Origin of the sequence: Kitasatospora sp. NBC_01300, assembly GCF_041435235.1 — a bacterium.
In the GTDB taxonomy this organism is placed as follows: Bacteria; Actinomycetota; Actinomycetes; order Streptomycetales; family Streptomycetaceae; genus Kitasatospora.
Map to the genome: position 1 here is coordinate 5,793,492 of NZ_CP108408.1, position 16,901 is coordinate 5,810,392.

The window sequence follows — 16,901 nt, forward strand, 5'->3', positions numbered from 1 at the left end:
GTGAGGTTCCCCCCTCGCTATGACAATCGGATCTGCCCCTCTGGCCGATCGGTAAAGGACAGGCACAGGGGGCGCCAGCAAGCTCCCGCAATGGCAAACTGATGGTCAAATCATTTAGGTGGTCAACTGTCTGGTTTGGGGGTGGGCGAACCACTTTGACTCCCTGTGACATGAATCACTCCACGTCGTGATCGGTCAATTCCTCGACCCGGGGTCGCATTACCCCCTACTGTCCGCCACAGTCGTCTGTCCACGCCCCAGCTGAGGGCGTGGCTACCTATGGGGGGTAACGGTGTCTGTTCGTCGCGTCCGTTTGCCGTGGTCGGCAGGGAGGGGAGCGCCGCCACCAGGGCGGCGTCGAAGCTCTCGTGTCGCTTTTGTGAGCGCTTTGACCGTGCTGAGTGCTCTTGTGTCACCTGTCGTCCCGGCGCTGGCCGCGCCGGTGGCGGACAAGGACAAGATCTGGTCGCCGCCGGGTACTCCGCTGCCGAAGACGGCTTCCGTGCCGGGCTCGCCGGAGGAGCCGAAGTCGGTACCGGCGAAGAAGGGTTCATCGGACTGGGTGCCGCCGAAGAGCACTCCGAAGAGTGCCTCGGGCTCGGCTGTCGCCCTGTTGGATCCCGCGCCGGCGCCCGGCGCGAAGGCCGTGCGCAAGGGCCCGGACGGTGCCGAGGTGCGGGAGTCGGCGGCCGGCGCCTCGAAGCGGGCCGGCGACCTGCCGGTGTGGCTGGCGCCTGTCGCGCCGGATACCGCGCCGAAGGCCTCGGGTGCTGCCCCGGGCACGGACACCGGTCCGGCCAATCCGCCGGTCAAGGTGAGTGTCGCCGACGCGAAGGCCGCCGGCGCCGCCGGTGTGCAGGGGACCCTGGTCACGCTGGAGCGCGCCGAGCAGGCGGGCGCGACGAAGGTGCGGCTGGGCCTGGACCTGTCGGGTGCCGGGTTCGGCGGTGGCTTCGCCGAGCGGGCACAGCTGGTGTCGCTGCCCGCGTGTTCGCTGACCACGCCCGAGGTGGCCGGCTGCCTGGCCCGCACGCCGGTGCCCTCGCACTACGACGCGGAGGCGAAGAAGCTCGTCGCCGACATCGATCTGCCCGCCGTCGACACCGCTCCGGCGAAGGGGTCGCGAGCCGACTCGAAGTCCGGGGACCAGGCACCGTCCGGCGGCTCAGCGCTCGCAGCCCCGGTGGCGATGGTGCTGGCGGCCGAGGGCACCCCGTCCAGCGGCCTCGGCACCTACAGCGCGACCTCGCTCTCCCCCAGCCAGGCGTGGACGGCCGGCAGCTCGTCGGGCGCGTTCACGTACAGCTACCCGGTCCAGTCCCCGCCGTCGCTCGGCGGCACGGCGCCCCAGGTGGCGCTGGGCTACGACTCGGCGGCGGTCGACGGGAGGACCTCGTCGACCAACTCCCAGGCGTCCTGGATCGGTGACGGCTGGGACTTCAGCTCGGGCTTCGTCGAGCGCTCCTACAAGGCGTGCGACAAGGCCGGGATCGCCGGATCCGGCGACCAGTGCTGGGGCGGGGCGAACCTGTCCCTGTCGTTGGGCGGCCACTCGGGCGAGCTCGTGCCCAACGACCCCTGTGTGCCCGGTGACGCCAAGTCCGAGCAGTCCACGTGCACCTGGCGGTTGAGGAACGACGACGGGACCAAGGTCGAGTTCCTCACCGGCGCCGACAACGGCACCTGGAACGGGTCGTACCTCAAGGTCACCGACAGCTCCGGCACGGTCTACTACTTCGGCCTCAACCACCTGCCCTCCGCGTCCGGTACGCCGACCAGCACCGGCCCGGAGAGCAAGTCGGCCTGGACGGTGCCGGTCTACTCGCCGAACGCGGGTGACCCGTGCTACGACGCGGCCAAGGGCAAGGGCTCCTGGTGCCAGACCGCGTGGCGCTGGAACCTCGACTACGTCGTCGACGCCCACAACAACCTGACCACCTACACCTACGCGCCGGAGGCCAACTGGTACGCCCGCGGTGGCGGCCAGAACCGTGGCAGTGGTGTGAACTCCTCGTACACCCGCGGCGGCACGCTCGCCTCGATCGGCTACGGGCAGCTGCTCTCCGACCAGCTCGGTACGAACGGTGCCCACCAGCCCGCCGCGAAGATCGACTTCGAGACGGGCGAGCGCTGTGTCTCGGGCGCGGTGGCCTGTGACCCCGCGCAGCGGACCTCCGCCAACGCGGCCAACTGGCCCGACGTGCCGCTCGACAAGCAGTGCGCCGAGCAGGGCACCTGCTCCAGCTACGGACCGACCTACTGGTCGACCAGGTGGCTGAACGCCGTCACCACCTCGATCCGCTCCGGCGGCTCGTACCGCCCGGTGGACCGCTACGAGCTCACGCACACGTTCAAGAAGCCGGCCAATTCCGATGAGAACACGCAGATCCCGTGGCTCCAGGCGGTCAAGCGGATCGGCAAGGACACCTTCAACGGGCAGACCGACCAGGCCTTGCCGGAGGTCACCTTCGCGGACCTGATGCTGCCCAACCGGGTGGACGGCCTCGTTCCGGCCCGCCCGCGCTACTACCGGCCGCGGATCGAGGTGATCACCGTCGAGACCGGTGGCACGATCGCGGTGGACTACAACCGCGAATCGTGCATGCGCACCACGGGCAAGATGCCGTCCTCGGCGGACGGCAACACCATGAGCTGCTACAACGTGAAGTGGTACGACACGGGTGTGGCCGCGATGGTGGACGACTGGTTCCTGCGCTATCCGGTCGCCTCGGTGACCGTCGACCCGAACTCCAACCTCGTCGCCGGCTCGGTCACCAAGGTCACCGCCTACGAGTACGGACCGGCCGCCTGGCACCGCAACGACGGCGCCCTGGTGGACGACAAGTCCCGTACCTGGGACCAGTTCCGCGGCTACGCCAAGGTGACCGCCGTGACCGGCTCGGGCAAGGACGGCGCGAAGTCCAAGACGTCGACCAGCTACCACCAGGGAATGGACGGCGATCTGAAGGCGGACGGATCGGCCCGGTCGGTGACGGTATCCGGGCCGACGAGCGGCGGCCGCCGCGACGACGACTGGTTGTCCGGCCGGGTGCTGGAGAGCGACGTCTACGTCGACGCCGACGCGGCCGCACCCGAGGCGTCCACCGTGAACACCAGCAGTGGCCCGGTGACCACCGCGACCCACAAGCGGCCCGGTCTGCCGGACCTCGTCGCCCGGTACGCGGCCACCACCTCGACCAGCACCTCGACCAGCCGGACCACTACCGGAACCCGGGCCACCTCGACGGTGACCACCAGTGACCCGGCGAACGGCAACCGGATCAAGACCAGCCTCAGCACCGCGGACGGCACGCCCGACGTCTGTGTCCGCAACTCCTACGCCACCGGCGCGAATCCGAGCATGACCGGGCTGGTGTCCGAGGCGCTGACCGTCTCCGGCGCGAACGCCTGTACGGCGACGCCGACCGCGGCGAACACCGTCTCCGGCGCCCGTACGCTGTACGACGGTGCGGCGTTCGGCTCTGCGGGCGCCAAGGGGGAACCGACCGGTGCGCAGGTGCTGGACCGCTACGACGGTTCCGGCGCAGCTCAGTTCGTGACCACCGGAACCTCCGCCTACGACGTCTACGGCCGTGCCACCAGCGCCACCGACGTGACGGCCACCGACAGCGCCAATCCGAACGGCGCCACCGTGACCACGACCTACAGCTCGGCGAACCCGGGCGAGCTGCCCAACCGGACCGTGACCGGCACCCCGGCCCCGGCGGGAGCGTCCGACGCCGGAGCCAAGCGCAACACCACCACCACGCTGAACCCGGCCCGTGCGCTGTCGATCACCACCACCGACCCCAACGCCCGTACCGTCACCCAGTCGTACGACTCCCTCGGTCGACTCAAGGCGGTCTGGACCCCGGGCCGTGCGACCAGTGCGAGCGCCAACCTCACCTTCGACTACACCGTGGACGGCACAGCCCGGCCGTCCACCGTCACCAGCCGGACGCTGCGCTCCAACGCGAGCTACGCGGTCTCCACCCAGATCATGGACGGCCTGGCCCGGACCATCCAGACCCAGACCGGTCCGGCCATCTCCGCCTACCACGGCCGACTGCTGACGGACACCTTCTACGACTCGCAGGGCCGCACCAACCGGACCTTCAACACCCACTACGACGACACCGCCGGTCCGAACACGGTCCGATTCAACGCGATCCCCGCCGAGGTCCCCGGCCAGACCGCCACCGCCTTCGACGGCATGGGCCGACCGGTGAGCACGCAGTTCATCGCCCTCGGCGTGCTGCAGAACACCACGACCACCGCCTACCCGGGCGCCGACCGGGTCGACGTGTCGCCGCCGGCCGGTGCCACCGCGACCAGCACCCTCTCGGACGCCCGCGGCCGCACCAGCCAGCTGTGGCAGTACAAGACGCCGTCCGCTACCGGCAAGCAGGCCGACGCCGACGTCACCACGTACACCTACACCCCGAGCGGTCAGGCCGCGACGCGAGTCGACGCCGCCGGGAACAGTTGGAGCTACGGCTACGACCAGCGCGGCCGTCAGGTGAAGGCCGACGACCCGGACACCGGCGTCTCGACCCGCACCTACGACAGTGCGGGCCGCATGGCCACCACCACGGACGCGCGCGGTCAGTCGATGGCGCTCACCTACGACCTGCTCGGCCGCAAGACCGGCACCTACAACGGCACGGTCAACCCGGCCAACCAGCTCACCGGCTACACCTACGACACCGTCGCCAAGGGCCAGGCCGCCAGCTCCACCCGGTACGTCGGGGGCGCCGGCGGAGCGGCCTACACCAAGGCCGTCACGGAGCTGGACCCGGCATACCGGCCGACCAAGTCCACCGTGTCGATCCCCGGCAGCGAGATCGGCAAGACCGGGCAGGCGACCTACGAGTACGAGACCGTCTACGACCCGATCACCGGCGCCGTGACCACCGAGTACCGGGCCGCCGTCGGCAACCTCGCCTACGAGTCGATCGGCTACAACTACGAGATCTACGGCCTGCTGCACGACATGGGCGGGGCCGACGACACCTATCTCCGTCAGTCCGACTGGGACGCCTACGGACGCAACATCCGTTCCACCGTCAACCCGTTCGGCTGGCAGATCGTCACCACCAACACCTACGACGTGTCCACCGGACGTCCGCTGACGCAGTACGTCGACAAGCAGACCTCCACCGACGGCACGGTCCAGAACACGACCTACGCCTACAACCAGGCCGGCCGGATCACGGCGATCCGGAGCATCCCGAACAACACCCCGGCCGCCACCGACCTGCAGTGCTTCTCCTACGACTACCTGGGCCGCCTCACCACCGCGTGGAGCGACACCGGGCGGCTCGACCAGCCCACCCCGTCCCTGGCAGGCCAGGGGGCCTGCGCCAACTCCACTCCCACCAGCGGGGCTTCGGCGCCTTCGAAGACGACGGTGGGTGGCAACGCCGCCTACTGGCAGGACTACACCTACGATCTGACCGGCAACCGCACCAAGCTCGTCGACCACAACCCGGCCGGGGACCAGTCCAAGGACGTGAAGGTCGACCAGACCTTCCCGACCGCCGGCACCCGCAACACGCCGACCACCGCGGCCGGCACGGGCGGCGGCACCGGCGGCCCGCACGCACTCGCCGGCGGCACGTACACCTACGGCTCGGCCACCGCCCCCCAGGGCACCGACGAGTACGACGCGGCCGGCAACACCACGAAGATCAACAACCCCAACGGCATCAAGATCCTCAACGCCGGGTCCGTCCTCAAGTCCGGTGAGAGCGTGCGCTCCAACAGCGTCCGACTCGCCATGCAGGACGACGGCAACCTGGTGCTCAGCTCGCTGCGCACCGGCCAGGTCCTCTGGTCCACCAACACCCAGAACCACCCGGGAGCCTGGGCCACCATGCAGGACGACGGCAACTTCGTCGTCTACGACCCGCAGCGCGTCCCGCTCTGGTCCTCGCAGACCTGGGCGGGTAACGCCAGCGGCTACTTCGCGACCGTCCAGGACGACGGCAAGTTCATCGTCTACGCGCCCGGTTGGAATTCCAAGTGGGGCACCTCCACCTGGAACGCCGCCGACTCGGCCAACGCCTCCACGCTGACCTGGGACGTCGAGGGCAAGCTCGCCTCACTCGCTCAGGGTTCGGCCGTCACGACGTACGTCTACGACGCCGACGGTAACCAGCTGATCCGCCGCAACCCCGGCAAGGTCACCGTCAACCTCGGCGGCGGCGACGAACTCACCTACGACACCGGTACCAAGACCAGCACCGGTACCCGCTACTACAGCATCCCCGGCGGGATCACCCTGGTCCGCGAGAGCCCGACCAAGCTCACGTACCAGTTCGCCGACCACCACGGCACCAACACCCTGTCCATCGGCCGCGACAGCCTCGTCGAGACCCGTCGCCCCACCGACCCCTTCGGCGCCCCCCGCGGCACCACCTCCAGCACCACCGCCTGGGCCGGCGACAAGGGCTACGTGGGAGGCCTCAAGGACGACGCCACCGGCTTCACCAACCTCGGCGCACGCCAATACCAGCCCAGCACCGGCCGCTTCCTCAGCCCGGACCCGATTTTGGCCCAGCCGGACCCCCAGCAGTGGAATGCGTACGCGTACGCGCACAACAACCCGGTGAACCGGTCGGACGGAACGGGCTTGTACGACCCTGATGTCCGCTGCATGAAGATGTCCGAGAGCCGCGACTGCAAGGCTATGTACACTCCCGCTCCCCAGCCCGATCCGGGTGGCGACAAGTACCAGATTGGTTCTCCGAGCGAGCCCAACGTCGACTTCGGGGATGACTTCCCGTACGACCCGTCAGCCAAGGCGACGGACAAGGACAAAGCGAGCTACGACAGCTGGCGGAAGGCCGGCGTGGCGGTCCAGCAGTGCAGCCGGTTCGGCATCGGGCTCTGTGACAATTTCAAGAAGAACGCCTCCCACCTGTCGGACGGTAGTGACGCTTACATGCACTATTTGGACGGGTCCGGAAGCGACTACATGATCGACTATGCGAAGGCGTACGACGAGGATAAGAAAATCCACCAGTTGGTAGACGAAGAGGTTGAATCGGCTCAGCGGTGGGCGGAGCGGATTGCACTGAAGACGGGTCGTATAGCCTTCAGCATGACTGGTTCAGACGTCTCCGCAAGGGCCAGGGGTCTCTACCCGGAGACAGAAAACTGGCAGAAGGCTCTGGGTGACTACCGGCAATGGGGAAGTGCTGATGTGACGGTGGAAGGGAAGAAGGTGACGATGAAGCTCACTGTTCACGTGCTGGATCGGTATGACTTCAATAAGAGAAGCAAGGACATCGCCAGCGGCGTGTCCGACAACGTGAACGGTAGGTTTGCGACGCTCGGCTGGGCCAAGCCCTTCATCACGCGAGGTGGCCTGGAGAAGACCGTCACGTGGACGATCGGCGAATCCGGAAGCTTGGCTAGCCCAGGGAGCGGCGCGGAACACCGGTGACCTGCGGGCCGGGGCTCGTTCCGAGGGCGCGACGTCTGGGACGGCCCCGGCACCCGCAGTTCGATAAAATAAATTCTTCAACAAACCAAGAAGGTCAAGGATGATGAACCCGTGAAACAAACACCGGTGATGCAGCGAGCAGGCGGCGCTCGGATTCTGCTGTTGATTCCCGCCTCGGCACTGCTCGCCTCGGGCTGTGCGTCGACACCGGAGAGCAGCGCCGCCGGGCAGGGTGAGGACCGCCGCCCGACCGCCGCCGCGACGACCCCGGCGGAGGTGCGGACGGACGTCGAACCGTTGAAGCGCCATTTCCCGCAGCTGGGCGAGCTGTCCGCGACGAAGTGGGTCGGCCGGGTGCTGACGAAGAACTCGGTGCCGGAGATCCCCGGTCCGACCGACGTGGGCCTGGACGGGGTGGCGCAGCTCGATCCGGCGACGCTGACGGCGATCACGGACAGCGGGACGTGGCGGGAGGGTGCCATCGGGTGCGGTGTCCCACAGGAGATCGCCGCCGAGGTCGGGGACACGATGGCGTGGCTCCACAGTGAGGCCTTCGATAAGTCGGTCACGCGGACCCAGTACACGGGGAGCTTCTATTTCGACAAGCAGACCAACCGCGTCTACTTCTGCACGGTGAACCCGAAGGAGCGAACCAGCTGATTCCGCGACGACCCGCCCGGGACCCTCCTCGAACGCACCGCATTCAACGAGGAGCCCGGTTTTGTTCCGGCCACACCACGGCCTTGGTACAAGGCTATCGTCCTCATGCGGGACGACGTTCTCCATCTGGGACCGGATTAGGTGGACGAGGTGGACAGGGGCGGCTGCCGGCCGGCGGTTTGCTGCTCACATGACGCTGGATCCCAATTTTCGCCGTTGACGATGAATTGGACATTGAATTCAGGGGTAGCGGTGACGTTTCCGTGCGGCGGCGCGGCGATTCCTACCCCGACATGGAAGTGGTCCAGTACAGGCGCGGGCAGCATCCGTCGATGCTCGCCTATGATCCGATGTCATCGGAGACGGGTCTCCCAGCGGCTCCATTCTGGCCCAACATGGATAGCACTTGGGTCTCCGGAAAGTGCACGGAAGGTTGCTAGCTATGGCTGAGGTAAGTTGTCGATCGGTTAGCGGGTCCACCTTCCAATGGATTTCTACCTGCGCCGTTCGCTATGCCATGGTCTTCATGGTTGGCTGGATGGAGATATCGCTGACGGCTCCCAGGATCTCGGACCGGGCTGGAGGTTACGGTGCCCGGAAGACCTTGTGGGGATCTTTCCTGGGATACATGGAAGGGGCTCCAGGGATGTTCCTGATGATCGGAGTCCCATCCCTGATATTACTGGTGCTGATTTCCAGGAGAAGAGGAACCTCTGCGCCTGATGAGTTCAGGTCATTTGCCGCGGCGCTCCTTGTCATCCCTGCGCTGGTGCTCTTCCTGGTCGGCACATGGGTGATGGTTGCCATCCAGGTGGTGGTGCAGATTCTCTTTGCGGCGATCATCATGCCGGTTGCCAGGAAAAGGGAAATCTTCTAGGACCGTTGAAGCATGTGGCCGGTTAAATTAGGTCGCGATCAGTTTATGTGGGTGCTCGGCTGGATTTCCTAGCCGAGCGCCTCGCAGAATCCAGCGTTTATTGAGCGGGGGGGGGGATCGTCTGAGGCGGCGGCGAATTTGGGTGTTTCGGAAGCGCAACTCAAAGCAGTGGTTCTCGGCGAGGCGAGGAAGTGTGTTGCCTCGGACGACTTCGCCCGCCCGAGTGACTTCGAGTAGCGCGCGTTGAGACGTTTAGAGCGGAGGTATCGGGTGACCGAGACTCTGGGGTCAGGCTGGGAACGAGCCCAGGGCGTATTGCGTGTCCTTGCTGTCTCCCTGACTGGCATCTTGCCGCTGGCGGCTTCGTGTACGGTGGCGAAGGATCCTGTCCCGGCTGTCATCGGATCCTGGAAGGCGCCCGTCGCTTCGATCCAGTTTCTGGAGGGCGGCAAGCTCGGCGAGGTGAGCCTGCTCCCCGCCATGTGTCGTGGAAAGAAGTCCCCGACCGCGGTGAAGTTCACCGGCACCTGGAAGTATGGGACGCTTTCCGACGCCGGACCTGGCGCGGTTGCCCAATTGGTCTCCGTCGACGGTGATCTGAGGTGCGAGGGGTTCTTTCAGTACGTCAAGCGCCAAGGTGAGGAGCGGTTGGGACTGACCGATGCGGACGACGGCGGCGTGCCGTTCGCCGCGTTCCTTCGGCAGTAGGTCCGTTTCGAGAGCCGCCCCATCCGATGTGTCGGATGGGGCGGCTCTCGCAATGGAGCATGGGCGACGCGGGGTCCGGGGGCGTCAGGGGGGTGTCAGGAGTGGGGTGGTGATCGTTGGGATGTCGTCAAGAGTGGTCGAGGTCCGGGGTGGGGTCGGGTGAGGTGGGTGGGTGCCGAGTCCTCCGTTGCCTGATGTGCCTGGTCCCACTGGTGGTTACCGCAATGCGCCTACCGGGGTGCCGCCGTACGGCGGGTCGGCGGTGCCGCAGCTGCCGGCTCTGGACGGGACGCTGGTGGTCGACTTCGCGTTGGTGGGCAAGGCCGGGGCGGATGCGGGGCGGGCGGCTGACGGCATGGCTGCTGCCTGGACGGCGCTGAGTTCTGCGGCCCTGTCCGGCGCGGCGCCCTGGGGGGATGATCCGGCGCTCGGGCAGGGCTTCGACCAGGTCTTCGCCCAGCCGCGGGACGATCTGCTGAAGGCGGTGCAGGCGCTGCCGGACACCTTGCGCAAGCTGGCCGATGCCCTCGGTGCCACTCGTAGCACGTTCGAGAAGGCCGACGAGCACGCCACGGAACTCGCCTGGACGTTCCCGGTGCCCGGTAGCGGCGGCGCGTGATGGCGGTCGACGCCCCCAACGCCTCGCTGCCGGACGGGTTGCAGAACCTGCTGATGATCCTGGTGGGGAACAAGTGGCCCACGGGGAACGAGAGTGCGCTGCGGGCCGAGGCGGATGCCTGGACCGAGGCGGCGAAGTCGATCCGTGCCTGTGTCCTGGACCTGGCGGACGCCAAGTCCCAGCTCGACCAGGGTCTGAGCGGTGCCACCAGGGACGCGTTCGACGCCTATCTGGCCAGGCTCGCCGTCGCCGACGACGCCGCGCTGCCGCTCATCGCCCAGTGCTGCGACGCCGCCGCCGACGCGCTGCACAACCTGGCGAACCAGATCGAGACCCTGCGCATCGAGATCATCGGTGCGCTGGTGGTCCTGGCCGTTCAACTGGCCATCGACGCAGCGTTGTTCCTTTTCGGCGGGGCCGAGGCGGCGCCCGTGGAGATCGCCTTCACCAGGGCCCTGGTGTGGGCCTTCCTGCGCAAGGCGCTGATCAGTGCGGTGACCCGGGTCGCCGAGTCTGTGCTGGCCCAGGTGGGCTTCGACCTGCTGGCCCAGGTGATCGAGCTGGGCCAGGGCCACCGCACGTCGATCGACGGCGGCGAGCTGGGCACGGCCGCCGTCAACGGGGCGGTGGGCGGCGCGGTCGGTGTCGGTGCCGGGTGGCTCGGCAAGGGGCTGGGCAAGGGCCTGGGCAAGGGGCTCGGGAAGGGCTTCACCTCGCTGACCGGCAAGGAGGCCGGCGCGTTCGCCAAGGGCGCGGCCGGGCTGGTCTGGAACACCGGCTACGGGGCGCTGACCGGGATGGCCGAAGGCGCGGCGCAGGATGCGGTGTTCGGGTTGTCGGGCGACTACGTCTCCGGCGCGGCCAACGGCGCGTTCGCCGGGGCGTGGGGGTGGCGGCACGGGGTGATGAACCCCGGGAACAAGTTCTCCATCTCGCCGGGCGACCACATCGAGGGCTGGCTGAACGGCCGGTTGGAGGGCCCGCGCCCACCGCGCGGCGGTACGACGGGGGACGGTACGCCAGGGGGCGGCCCGTCGGAGATCGAGCTCGTCCCGGTCGGGGACCTGCCCCATGAGCTGCCGCCGCTGCCGCCGCAGGACACGGACCTCTCGGGCCTGTTCCACGAGATGGGCCACTTCCCGGCCCCCGTCGGCGACTTCAGGCCGACGCACGGCGGCACCTCGGTTCCGCAGCGCCCGCAGCCGAGGACCGTCTCCGACATCGTCCTGGAGGAGCTCAGCCCGGGCGTGCGCCAGCCATCCTGATGGGGCATCAGGAGGGCTGGCGTCGGCGCGGGGACCGGGGGGGGTGTTACCGGCTGCCTGCCGGGGCGAGGGGGGCCAGGGGGCCGGGGTAGAGGTATTCCTTCGCCGGGATCGTGGTGCCGTGGGCCCAGGCGTCGAAGAAGCCCTTGAGGTCCTTGCCGGAGACCTTGGCGGCGAGGGCCTCGAACTGGGGGAAGGAGGCGTTGCCGTAGGCGTGGTCGGCGGTCCAGCGCTTGAGGGTGGCGAAGAACGTGTCGTCTCCGACGGTGCGCCGCAGGGCGTGCATCATCAGGGAGCCCTTGAAGTAGAGGGCCGCGGCGAGTTCCTGGCCCTGTCCGGGGTCGTAGAGCTTGGTGGACCAGTACTCCGGCTTGTTCCGGTTCTCCTCGACGCCGGGGGCGTAGAAGCCGGTGTCGAGGTTGCTGCCCTGGTGCTCGTCCCACAGCTGGTTGGCGTACTGGGCGACGCATTCGGCGATGCAGCCGTCGCGCCAGTCGGTGAACGAGACGCTGTCGCCGAACCACTGGTGGGTGATCTCGTGGACCGCCGCGGAGTCCCAGAAGTAGTTGGTGTAGGTGGGCCGGCTCTGGGTCTCCAGGTCCGGCGCGCCGGTGCCTGATTCCTTGGTCCAGCTGCGGACGATGGCGCCGGCGGAGGAGAACGGGTACGGGCCGAACTTGGAGGCCAGGAAGGCGATGATCTCCGGCTGCTGGGCCTCGGTCGCCTTGGCCATGTCGTCGATCGGCACGTCCGGGCCGTAGGCGGTGATGACGGGCGTCCCGTCGGGCAGCGCCGAGCGGTGGACGGTGAACTTGTCGATGGCGACGGTGCTGAGGTAGGTCGCCATCGGCTTGTCCTCGCGCCAGCGGAAGGTCGTCGAGCCGTCCTTGCTGGTGGTCTGGCCGGGCCGGCCGTTGCCGATGGCGGTCCAGCCGTCGGGGACGGTCGCGGCGAGCGAGAAGGTGGCCTTGTCGGACGGGTGGTCGTTGGACGGGAACCAGGAGGTCGCCGAGTGCGGCTCGCCCATCGCGTTGACGCCGCCGGACACCAGCTGGTGCCAGCCCTGGGGGTCGGGCTTGCCCGCGTACACCACCCGTACCGCGAAGGTGGCACCGCCGGCCAGTCGGCGGGCGGGCACGATGTCCAGCTTGTGCTCGCCCGAGCGGGAGAACGACTTGGCGGGGGTGCCGTTCACGGTGACGGAGGTGACCTGGAAGCCCTTGAGGTCCAGGGAGAGGCGGTCCAGCGACTGCAGGGCCCGGGCGGTGACGGTGGTGTCGCCGTTCAACTGGTCGGGGTGCGCCGGGTCGTAGGCGATCCGGACGTCGTAGTTCGCCACGTCGTAGCCGACGTTGCCGTCCTCGGGGAAGTACGGGTCCCCGATGCCGGCCGCTCCCGCGGGGGCGGCGGTCAGGGCGACGCCGAGGGTGGTGGCGGCGGCCACCAGGGTGACGGCCTTGCGGCGGTGGCGACTCAGCGGTGTGCGCATCTGTGGCTCCTGGGGACGGGCGGTCAGGACCGGTCGGCGGCGGGGGCGGCGGGCTTGGTGGCCGCGGGCTTGGCGGTGGCGAACTGCCAGACGACGCCGATCATGGCGTTGGTGCTGGTCGCCTGCGTCGCGGGGTCGACGTTGGCGAGGTTGTCGCACGCGCTGTGCAGGCAGTCCGAGACGCCGCTGCTGAAGCCGGACGACGGGATGCCCGCGTCTCCGAACGGCTGGCTGTCGGAGCTGTCCAGCGGGATGTCGAAGGTGGCCAGGCCCCGGTCGGTGAACCACTTGTCGAAGGCCTGGAAGGCCGCGGTCTCGTTGTTCTTCGCGTCCTTCACCAGCAGGTACTGCTGGAGGTTCTTGCTGCCCGCCTGGTCGAGGTTGAGGTACAGGTCGATGGCCTTGCGGTCGCCGGCGGACAGGTTCTTGACGTAGTCCGCCGAGCCGACCATCCCCAGCTCCTCCGCGCCCCACCAGGCGAAGCGCAGGTGCCGCTCGGGCTTCAGCTTGGCCTTGGCCACCTGGAGGGCGGTGGTCAGGACGGCCGCCGAGCCGGAGCCGTTGTCGTTGATCCCCGGGCCCATCGGGACGCTGTCCAGGTGGGCGCCGGTGAGCAGCACGTGGTCGGGGTCGCCGCCCTGCCAGTCGGCGATCAGGTTGTAGCCCTCCTTGCCGTCGTGGGTGAAGCGGCGCAGCTGCGTCTGGAAGCCGGCCCGGTCCAGCGCGTGCTTCACGTACGCCACCGACTCCGCGTACCCCTTGGTGCCGTGCGCGCGGTTGCCGCCGTTGCGGTCCGCGATCCGCTGCAGGGCCTGGAGGTGCGGCATCACCTCGGCCGCCTCGACGGTGGGCGCGGCCGGGGCGGGCCGGTGCTCGGCGGCCGTCGCCGCGGCGGCGGGGACGGTGGACAGCAGCAGGGCTGCCCCGAGGACGTGGGCGGCGAGGGACACCAGACGGCGGGAGGGCATCACGCGGGGGCCTTTCGGAGGCGGGGCCGGGGGGCTTCCCCCGGCGGACTCCACCCACCCTGGTCCGTCGGTGTCAGGAACTTGTCGAGAGGCTGTCAGGAACCGGTAGGGGTGCTTCCGGAGGGCGACTTACGATCATCCTCATGTGCGCACATGTCGTGGTCGCCGAGGACGATCCCAAGCAGGCCGACCTGGCCCGCCTGTACCTGGAGCGGGAAGGACATCGTGTGGTCGTGGTCCACGACGGCCGGGCCGCGCTGGAGCAGGCCCGGCGCGGCCCGGCGGACCTCCTGGTCCTCGATGTGATGATGCCCGTCATGGACGGGCTCGACGTCTGCCGTGCCCTGCGTGCCGAATCCGCGCTGCCGGTGCTGATGCTGACGGCCCGTACCGCCGAGGAGGACCTGCTGCTCGGCCTCGACCTCGGCGCCGACGACTACCTCACCAAGCCGTACAGCCCGCGCGAGCTCGTGGCCCGGGTCCGGGCCCTGCTGCGCCGCGGGTCCCGGCCGCTGACCCCGGGTGATCCCGCGCCGGCGGCCGCGCCCACCCTGCCGCCGACCGCGCCGCCCGCCGCCGCGCCTCCGGCGGTACTGACCGCCGGGGGCCTCACCATCGACCCCCTGCGCCACGAGATCACCGCCGACGGGCGGCCCGTCAGCTGCACGCCCGGCGAGTTCCGGCTGCTCCAGGTGCTGGCCGCCCAGCCCGGCCGGGTCTTCACCCGGGCCCAGCTGCTGGAGCACCTGCACGGCATCGACCGGTACATCACCACCCGGACCGTCGACACCCACGTGATGAACCTGCGCCGCAAGATCGAGCCCCAACCGCGGAGCCCCACACGCCTGTTGACGGTATACGGCATCGGCTACAAGCTCGCGGAGGGGCCGCGCGGTGCGTCGTGACGCCCCGCCGCGCCGCAGCCTGCTGGTCCGGCTGCTCGCCCTCTCCGCCCTGGTCTCGCTCTGTTCGATCGCCGCGACGGCCTGGCTGACCGCCCGCACCACGACGGGCGCGATCAGGCAGGAGCAGCGCCAGGTCCTCGCGGACCAGGCCCGGATCTACCACGAGCTGCTCGGCTACGCCGCGACCCACCCCGACTGGACGGGTGCGGAGAGCACCGTGCGGCGGCTCGCCGCCGACACCGGGCAGCGCATCCTGCTGACCACGCCGCGCTTCGAGCCGGTCGTCGACTCCGCGGCCACCGCATCCGGTCCGGCCGCCACCTCGGGGACCCCCGCCACCGCCCCCGGGTCACCGCCCCCGGCCGCCACGCCGTCGGCGCCGACCCCGGGCGCCGCCGACCGCACGGTGCTGCCCCGGACGCCCACCACCACCGTCGACCCGCTCTCCGTCGACCTCGCCATGCTGCCCGACGCCCCGGCCGACCGGATCGACGCCCGCGCCGTGGGCCCGTTCCGGCTGACGACCGCCGAGCGCGTGGCCATGGAGGAGGCCGCGCGGGACCGGGCCGGCTGCCTGCGGTCGGAACTGGGCGTCGAGGCGACCGTCACCGACGACGCGGCCGGCCGCCCCGTGGTGAGCGTCCCCGGCGGTCGGCCGCTCGGCGTGCGCTGCGCGTCCCCGCTGGTGCTGGACGCCCCGACCCGCACCGAGAGCGCCGCCCTCGCCGACCTCACCGCGCTCGTCAACGCCTGCCTGGAGCGCCAGCAGATCCGGCCCGTGACGCTGTCCCTGGGGCTGCAGTGGGCCCCGGCCCGCGACCGGGAGCAGGAGCAGGTGATCTCCGCCTGCCTCGCCAACTCCCGCCGGCAGCAGCTCGTCCGGTACGTGGCGCCGCCGGTGCTGCTGTTCGTCGGCGCGCCCGCCGGCGCGGCGGACCAGGCCCCCGTGCTGTCCACCCCGCACCGCGGGCGGGTCGCCGAGGTCGCCGCGCTGGTGCTGGCGGTCACCGTGGCGATCACCACGGTGGTCGGCCTGCGGCTCTCCCGGCCGCTGAACGCGCTCACCCGTGCCGCCCGGCGGATGACCGACGGGGACCTCTCCGCCCGGGTGACCGCGACCGGCCGCGACGAGATCGCCGGACTCGCCGCCGCCTTCAACGCCATGGCGCAGCGCCGCGAACAGTTGGAGGAGCTGCGCCGGGCGATGGTCGGCGACATCGCGCACGAGCTGCGCACCCCGCTCAGCAACATCCGCGGCTGGCTGGAAGCCGTCGAGGACGGCGTCGTCACCGCCGACGGTGCCCTGACGAGTTCGCTGCTGGAGGAGGCCCTGCAACTCCAGCACCTGATCGACGACCTGCGGGACCTCGCCGATGCCGACGCCGGTGAACTGGCCCTGCACCGCGAGCCCGTGGACGTCGAGGACCTGCTGGCCCAGGTCGCCACCGCGCACGGCGCCCGGGCGCAGGCGTCGGGCGTGGCCCTGGTCGTCGAGACGGCCGGGTACGAGACGGCCTCGGACGAGACGGCCTCGGGCAAGTCGGCCGGGTGCGAGGTGTCCGCCGACCCGGTGCGCCTGCGTCAGCTGGTGGGCAACCTGGTCGCCAACGCCGTCCGGCACACCCCGGCGGGCGGCACGGTCACCCTGCGGACCCGGACGGAGTCCGACGCCCTGCTGATCGAGGTCGCCGACACCGGCGGCGGCATCGCCGAGGCGGACCTGCCGTTGGTGTTCGAGCGCTTCTGGCGGGCCGACAAGTCCCGCAACCGGCAGAGCGGGGGCAGCGGTCTGGGCCTCGCCATCGTCCGCAAGCTCGCCGAGCTCCACGGCGGCGGCGTCCACGCGGCCAGCACTCCCGGCGCGGGCTCGGTGTTCACCGTGCGCCTTCCCGCCCCGGCGGCCGCCGGGTGCGGGGGTGGAGCGGGCCGATAGCTAAATCATCGACATATGTTTGCCATT

10 protein-coding genes are annotated in these 16,901 nt (G+C 69.7%); 8 read left to right on the plus strand and 2 right to left on the minus strand.

Annotated elements, in window-relative coordinates; translation table 11 throughout:
- The first annotated feature begins 409 nt into the window (after positions 1–409).
- The 6 genes from OG556_RS25655 (at position 410) to OG556_RS25680 (ending at position 11,579) form a co-directional block, all read left to right on the plus strand.
- Positions 410–7,450, plus strand: a complete 7,041-nt coding sequence (locus OG556_RS25655; protein WP_371519762.1) for an RHS repeat-associated core domain-containing protein — start codon at positions 410–412, stop codon at positions 7,448–7,450.
- 111 nt (positions 7,451–7,561) lie between these two features.
- Positions 7,562–8,110 (plus strand): hypothetical protein, encoded by a 549-nt coding sequence (locus tag OG556_RS25660; RefSeq protein ID WP_371519764.1) that lies wholly within the window; start codon positions 7,562–7,564, stop codon positions 8,108–8,110.
- 538 nt (positions 8,111–8,648) lie between these two features.
- The gene (locus OG556_RS25665; RefSeq protein ID WP_371519766.1) at positions 8,649–8,987 is read left to right on the plus strand and encodes a hypothetical protein; all 339 of its coding nucleotides are present in this window, start codon (positions 8,649–8,651) and stop codon (positions 8,985–8,987) included.
- A gap of 270 nt (positions 8,988–9,257) precedes the next feature.
- The gene (locus OG556_RS25670; RefSeq protein WP_371519769.1) at positions 9,258–9,695 is read left to right on the plus strand and encodes a hypothetical protein; all 438 of its coding nucleotides are present in this window, start codon (positions 9,258–9,260) and stop codon (positions 9,693–9,695) included.
- A 262-nt stretch (positions 9,696–9,957) separates the two neighbouring features.
- The gene (locus OG556_RS25675) at positions 9,958–10,314 is read left to right on the plus strand and encodes a type VII secretion target (RefSeq protein WP_159398533.1); all 357 of its coding nucleotides are present in this window, start codon (positions 9,958–9,960) and stop codon (positions 10,312–10,314) included.
- On the plus strand, positions 10,311–11,579 hold the full coding sequence (locus OG556_RS25680) for a hypothetical protein (RefSeq protein ID WP_371519772.1): 1,269 nt from the start codon (positions 10,311–10,313) through the stop codon (positions 11,577–11,579). Before OG556_RS25675 ends, OG556_RS25680 begins: the two co-directional genes overlap by 4 nt.
- Positions 11,580–11,625: 46 nt before the next feature.
- Here the strand turns inward: OG556_RS25680 and OG556_RS25685 are convergent, their stop codons facing one another.
- Together OG556_RS25685 and OG556_RS25690 are read right to left on the minus strand one after the other, a co-directional pair.
- Positions 11,626–13,068, minus strand: a complete 1,443-nt coding sequence (locus OG556_RS25685) for a M1 family metallopeptidase (RefSeq protein ID WP_371519774.1) — start codon at positions 13,066–13,068, stop codon at positions 11,626–11,628.
- 23 nt (positions 13,069–13,091) lie between these two features.
- Positions 13,092–14,036 carry a M20/M25/M40 family metallo-hydrolase gene (locus OG556_RS25690; protein WP_371519777.1) on the minus strand — a complete coding sequence of 315 codons (945 nt, stop codon included), beginning with the start codon at positions 14,034–14,036 and terminating at the stop codon, positions 13,092–13,094.
- 143 nt (positions 14,037–14,179) lie between these two features.
- On the opposite strand from OG556_RS25690, the gene OG556_RS25695 reads away from it, so the two are divergent.
- Positions 14,180–14,941 (plus strand): response regulator transcription factor, encoded by a 762-nt coding sequence (locus OG556_RS25695; protein ID WP_371519779.1) that lies wholly within the window; start codon positions 14,180–14,182, stop codon positions 14,939–14,941.
- Positions 14,931–16,874, plus strand: coding sequence for a sensor histidine kinase (locus tag OG556_RS25700; RefSeq protein ID WP_371519781.1), 1,944 nt, complete (start codon positions 14,931–14,933; stop codon positions 16,872–16,874). The genes OG556_RS25695 and OG556_RS25700 overlap by 11 nt, the downstream gene beginning before the upstream one ends.
- The last annotated feature ends 27 nt before the right edge of the window (positions 16,875–16,901 follow it).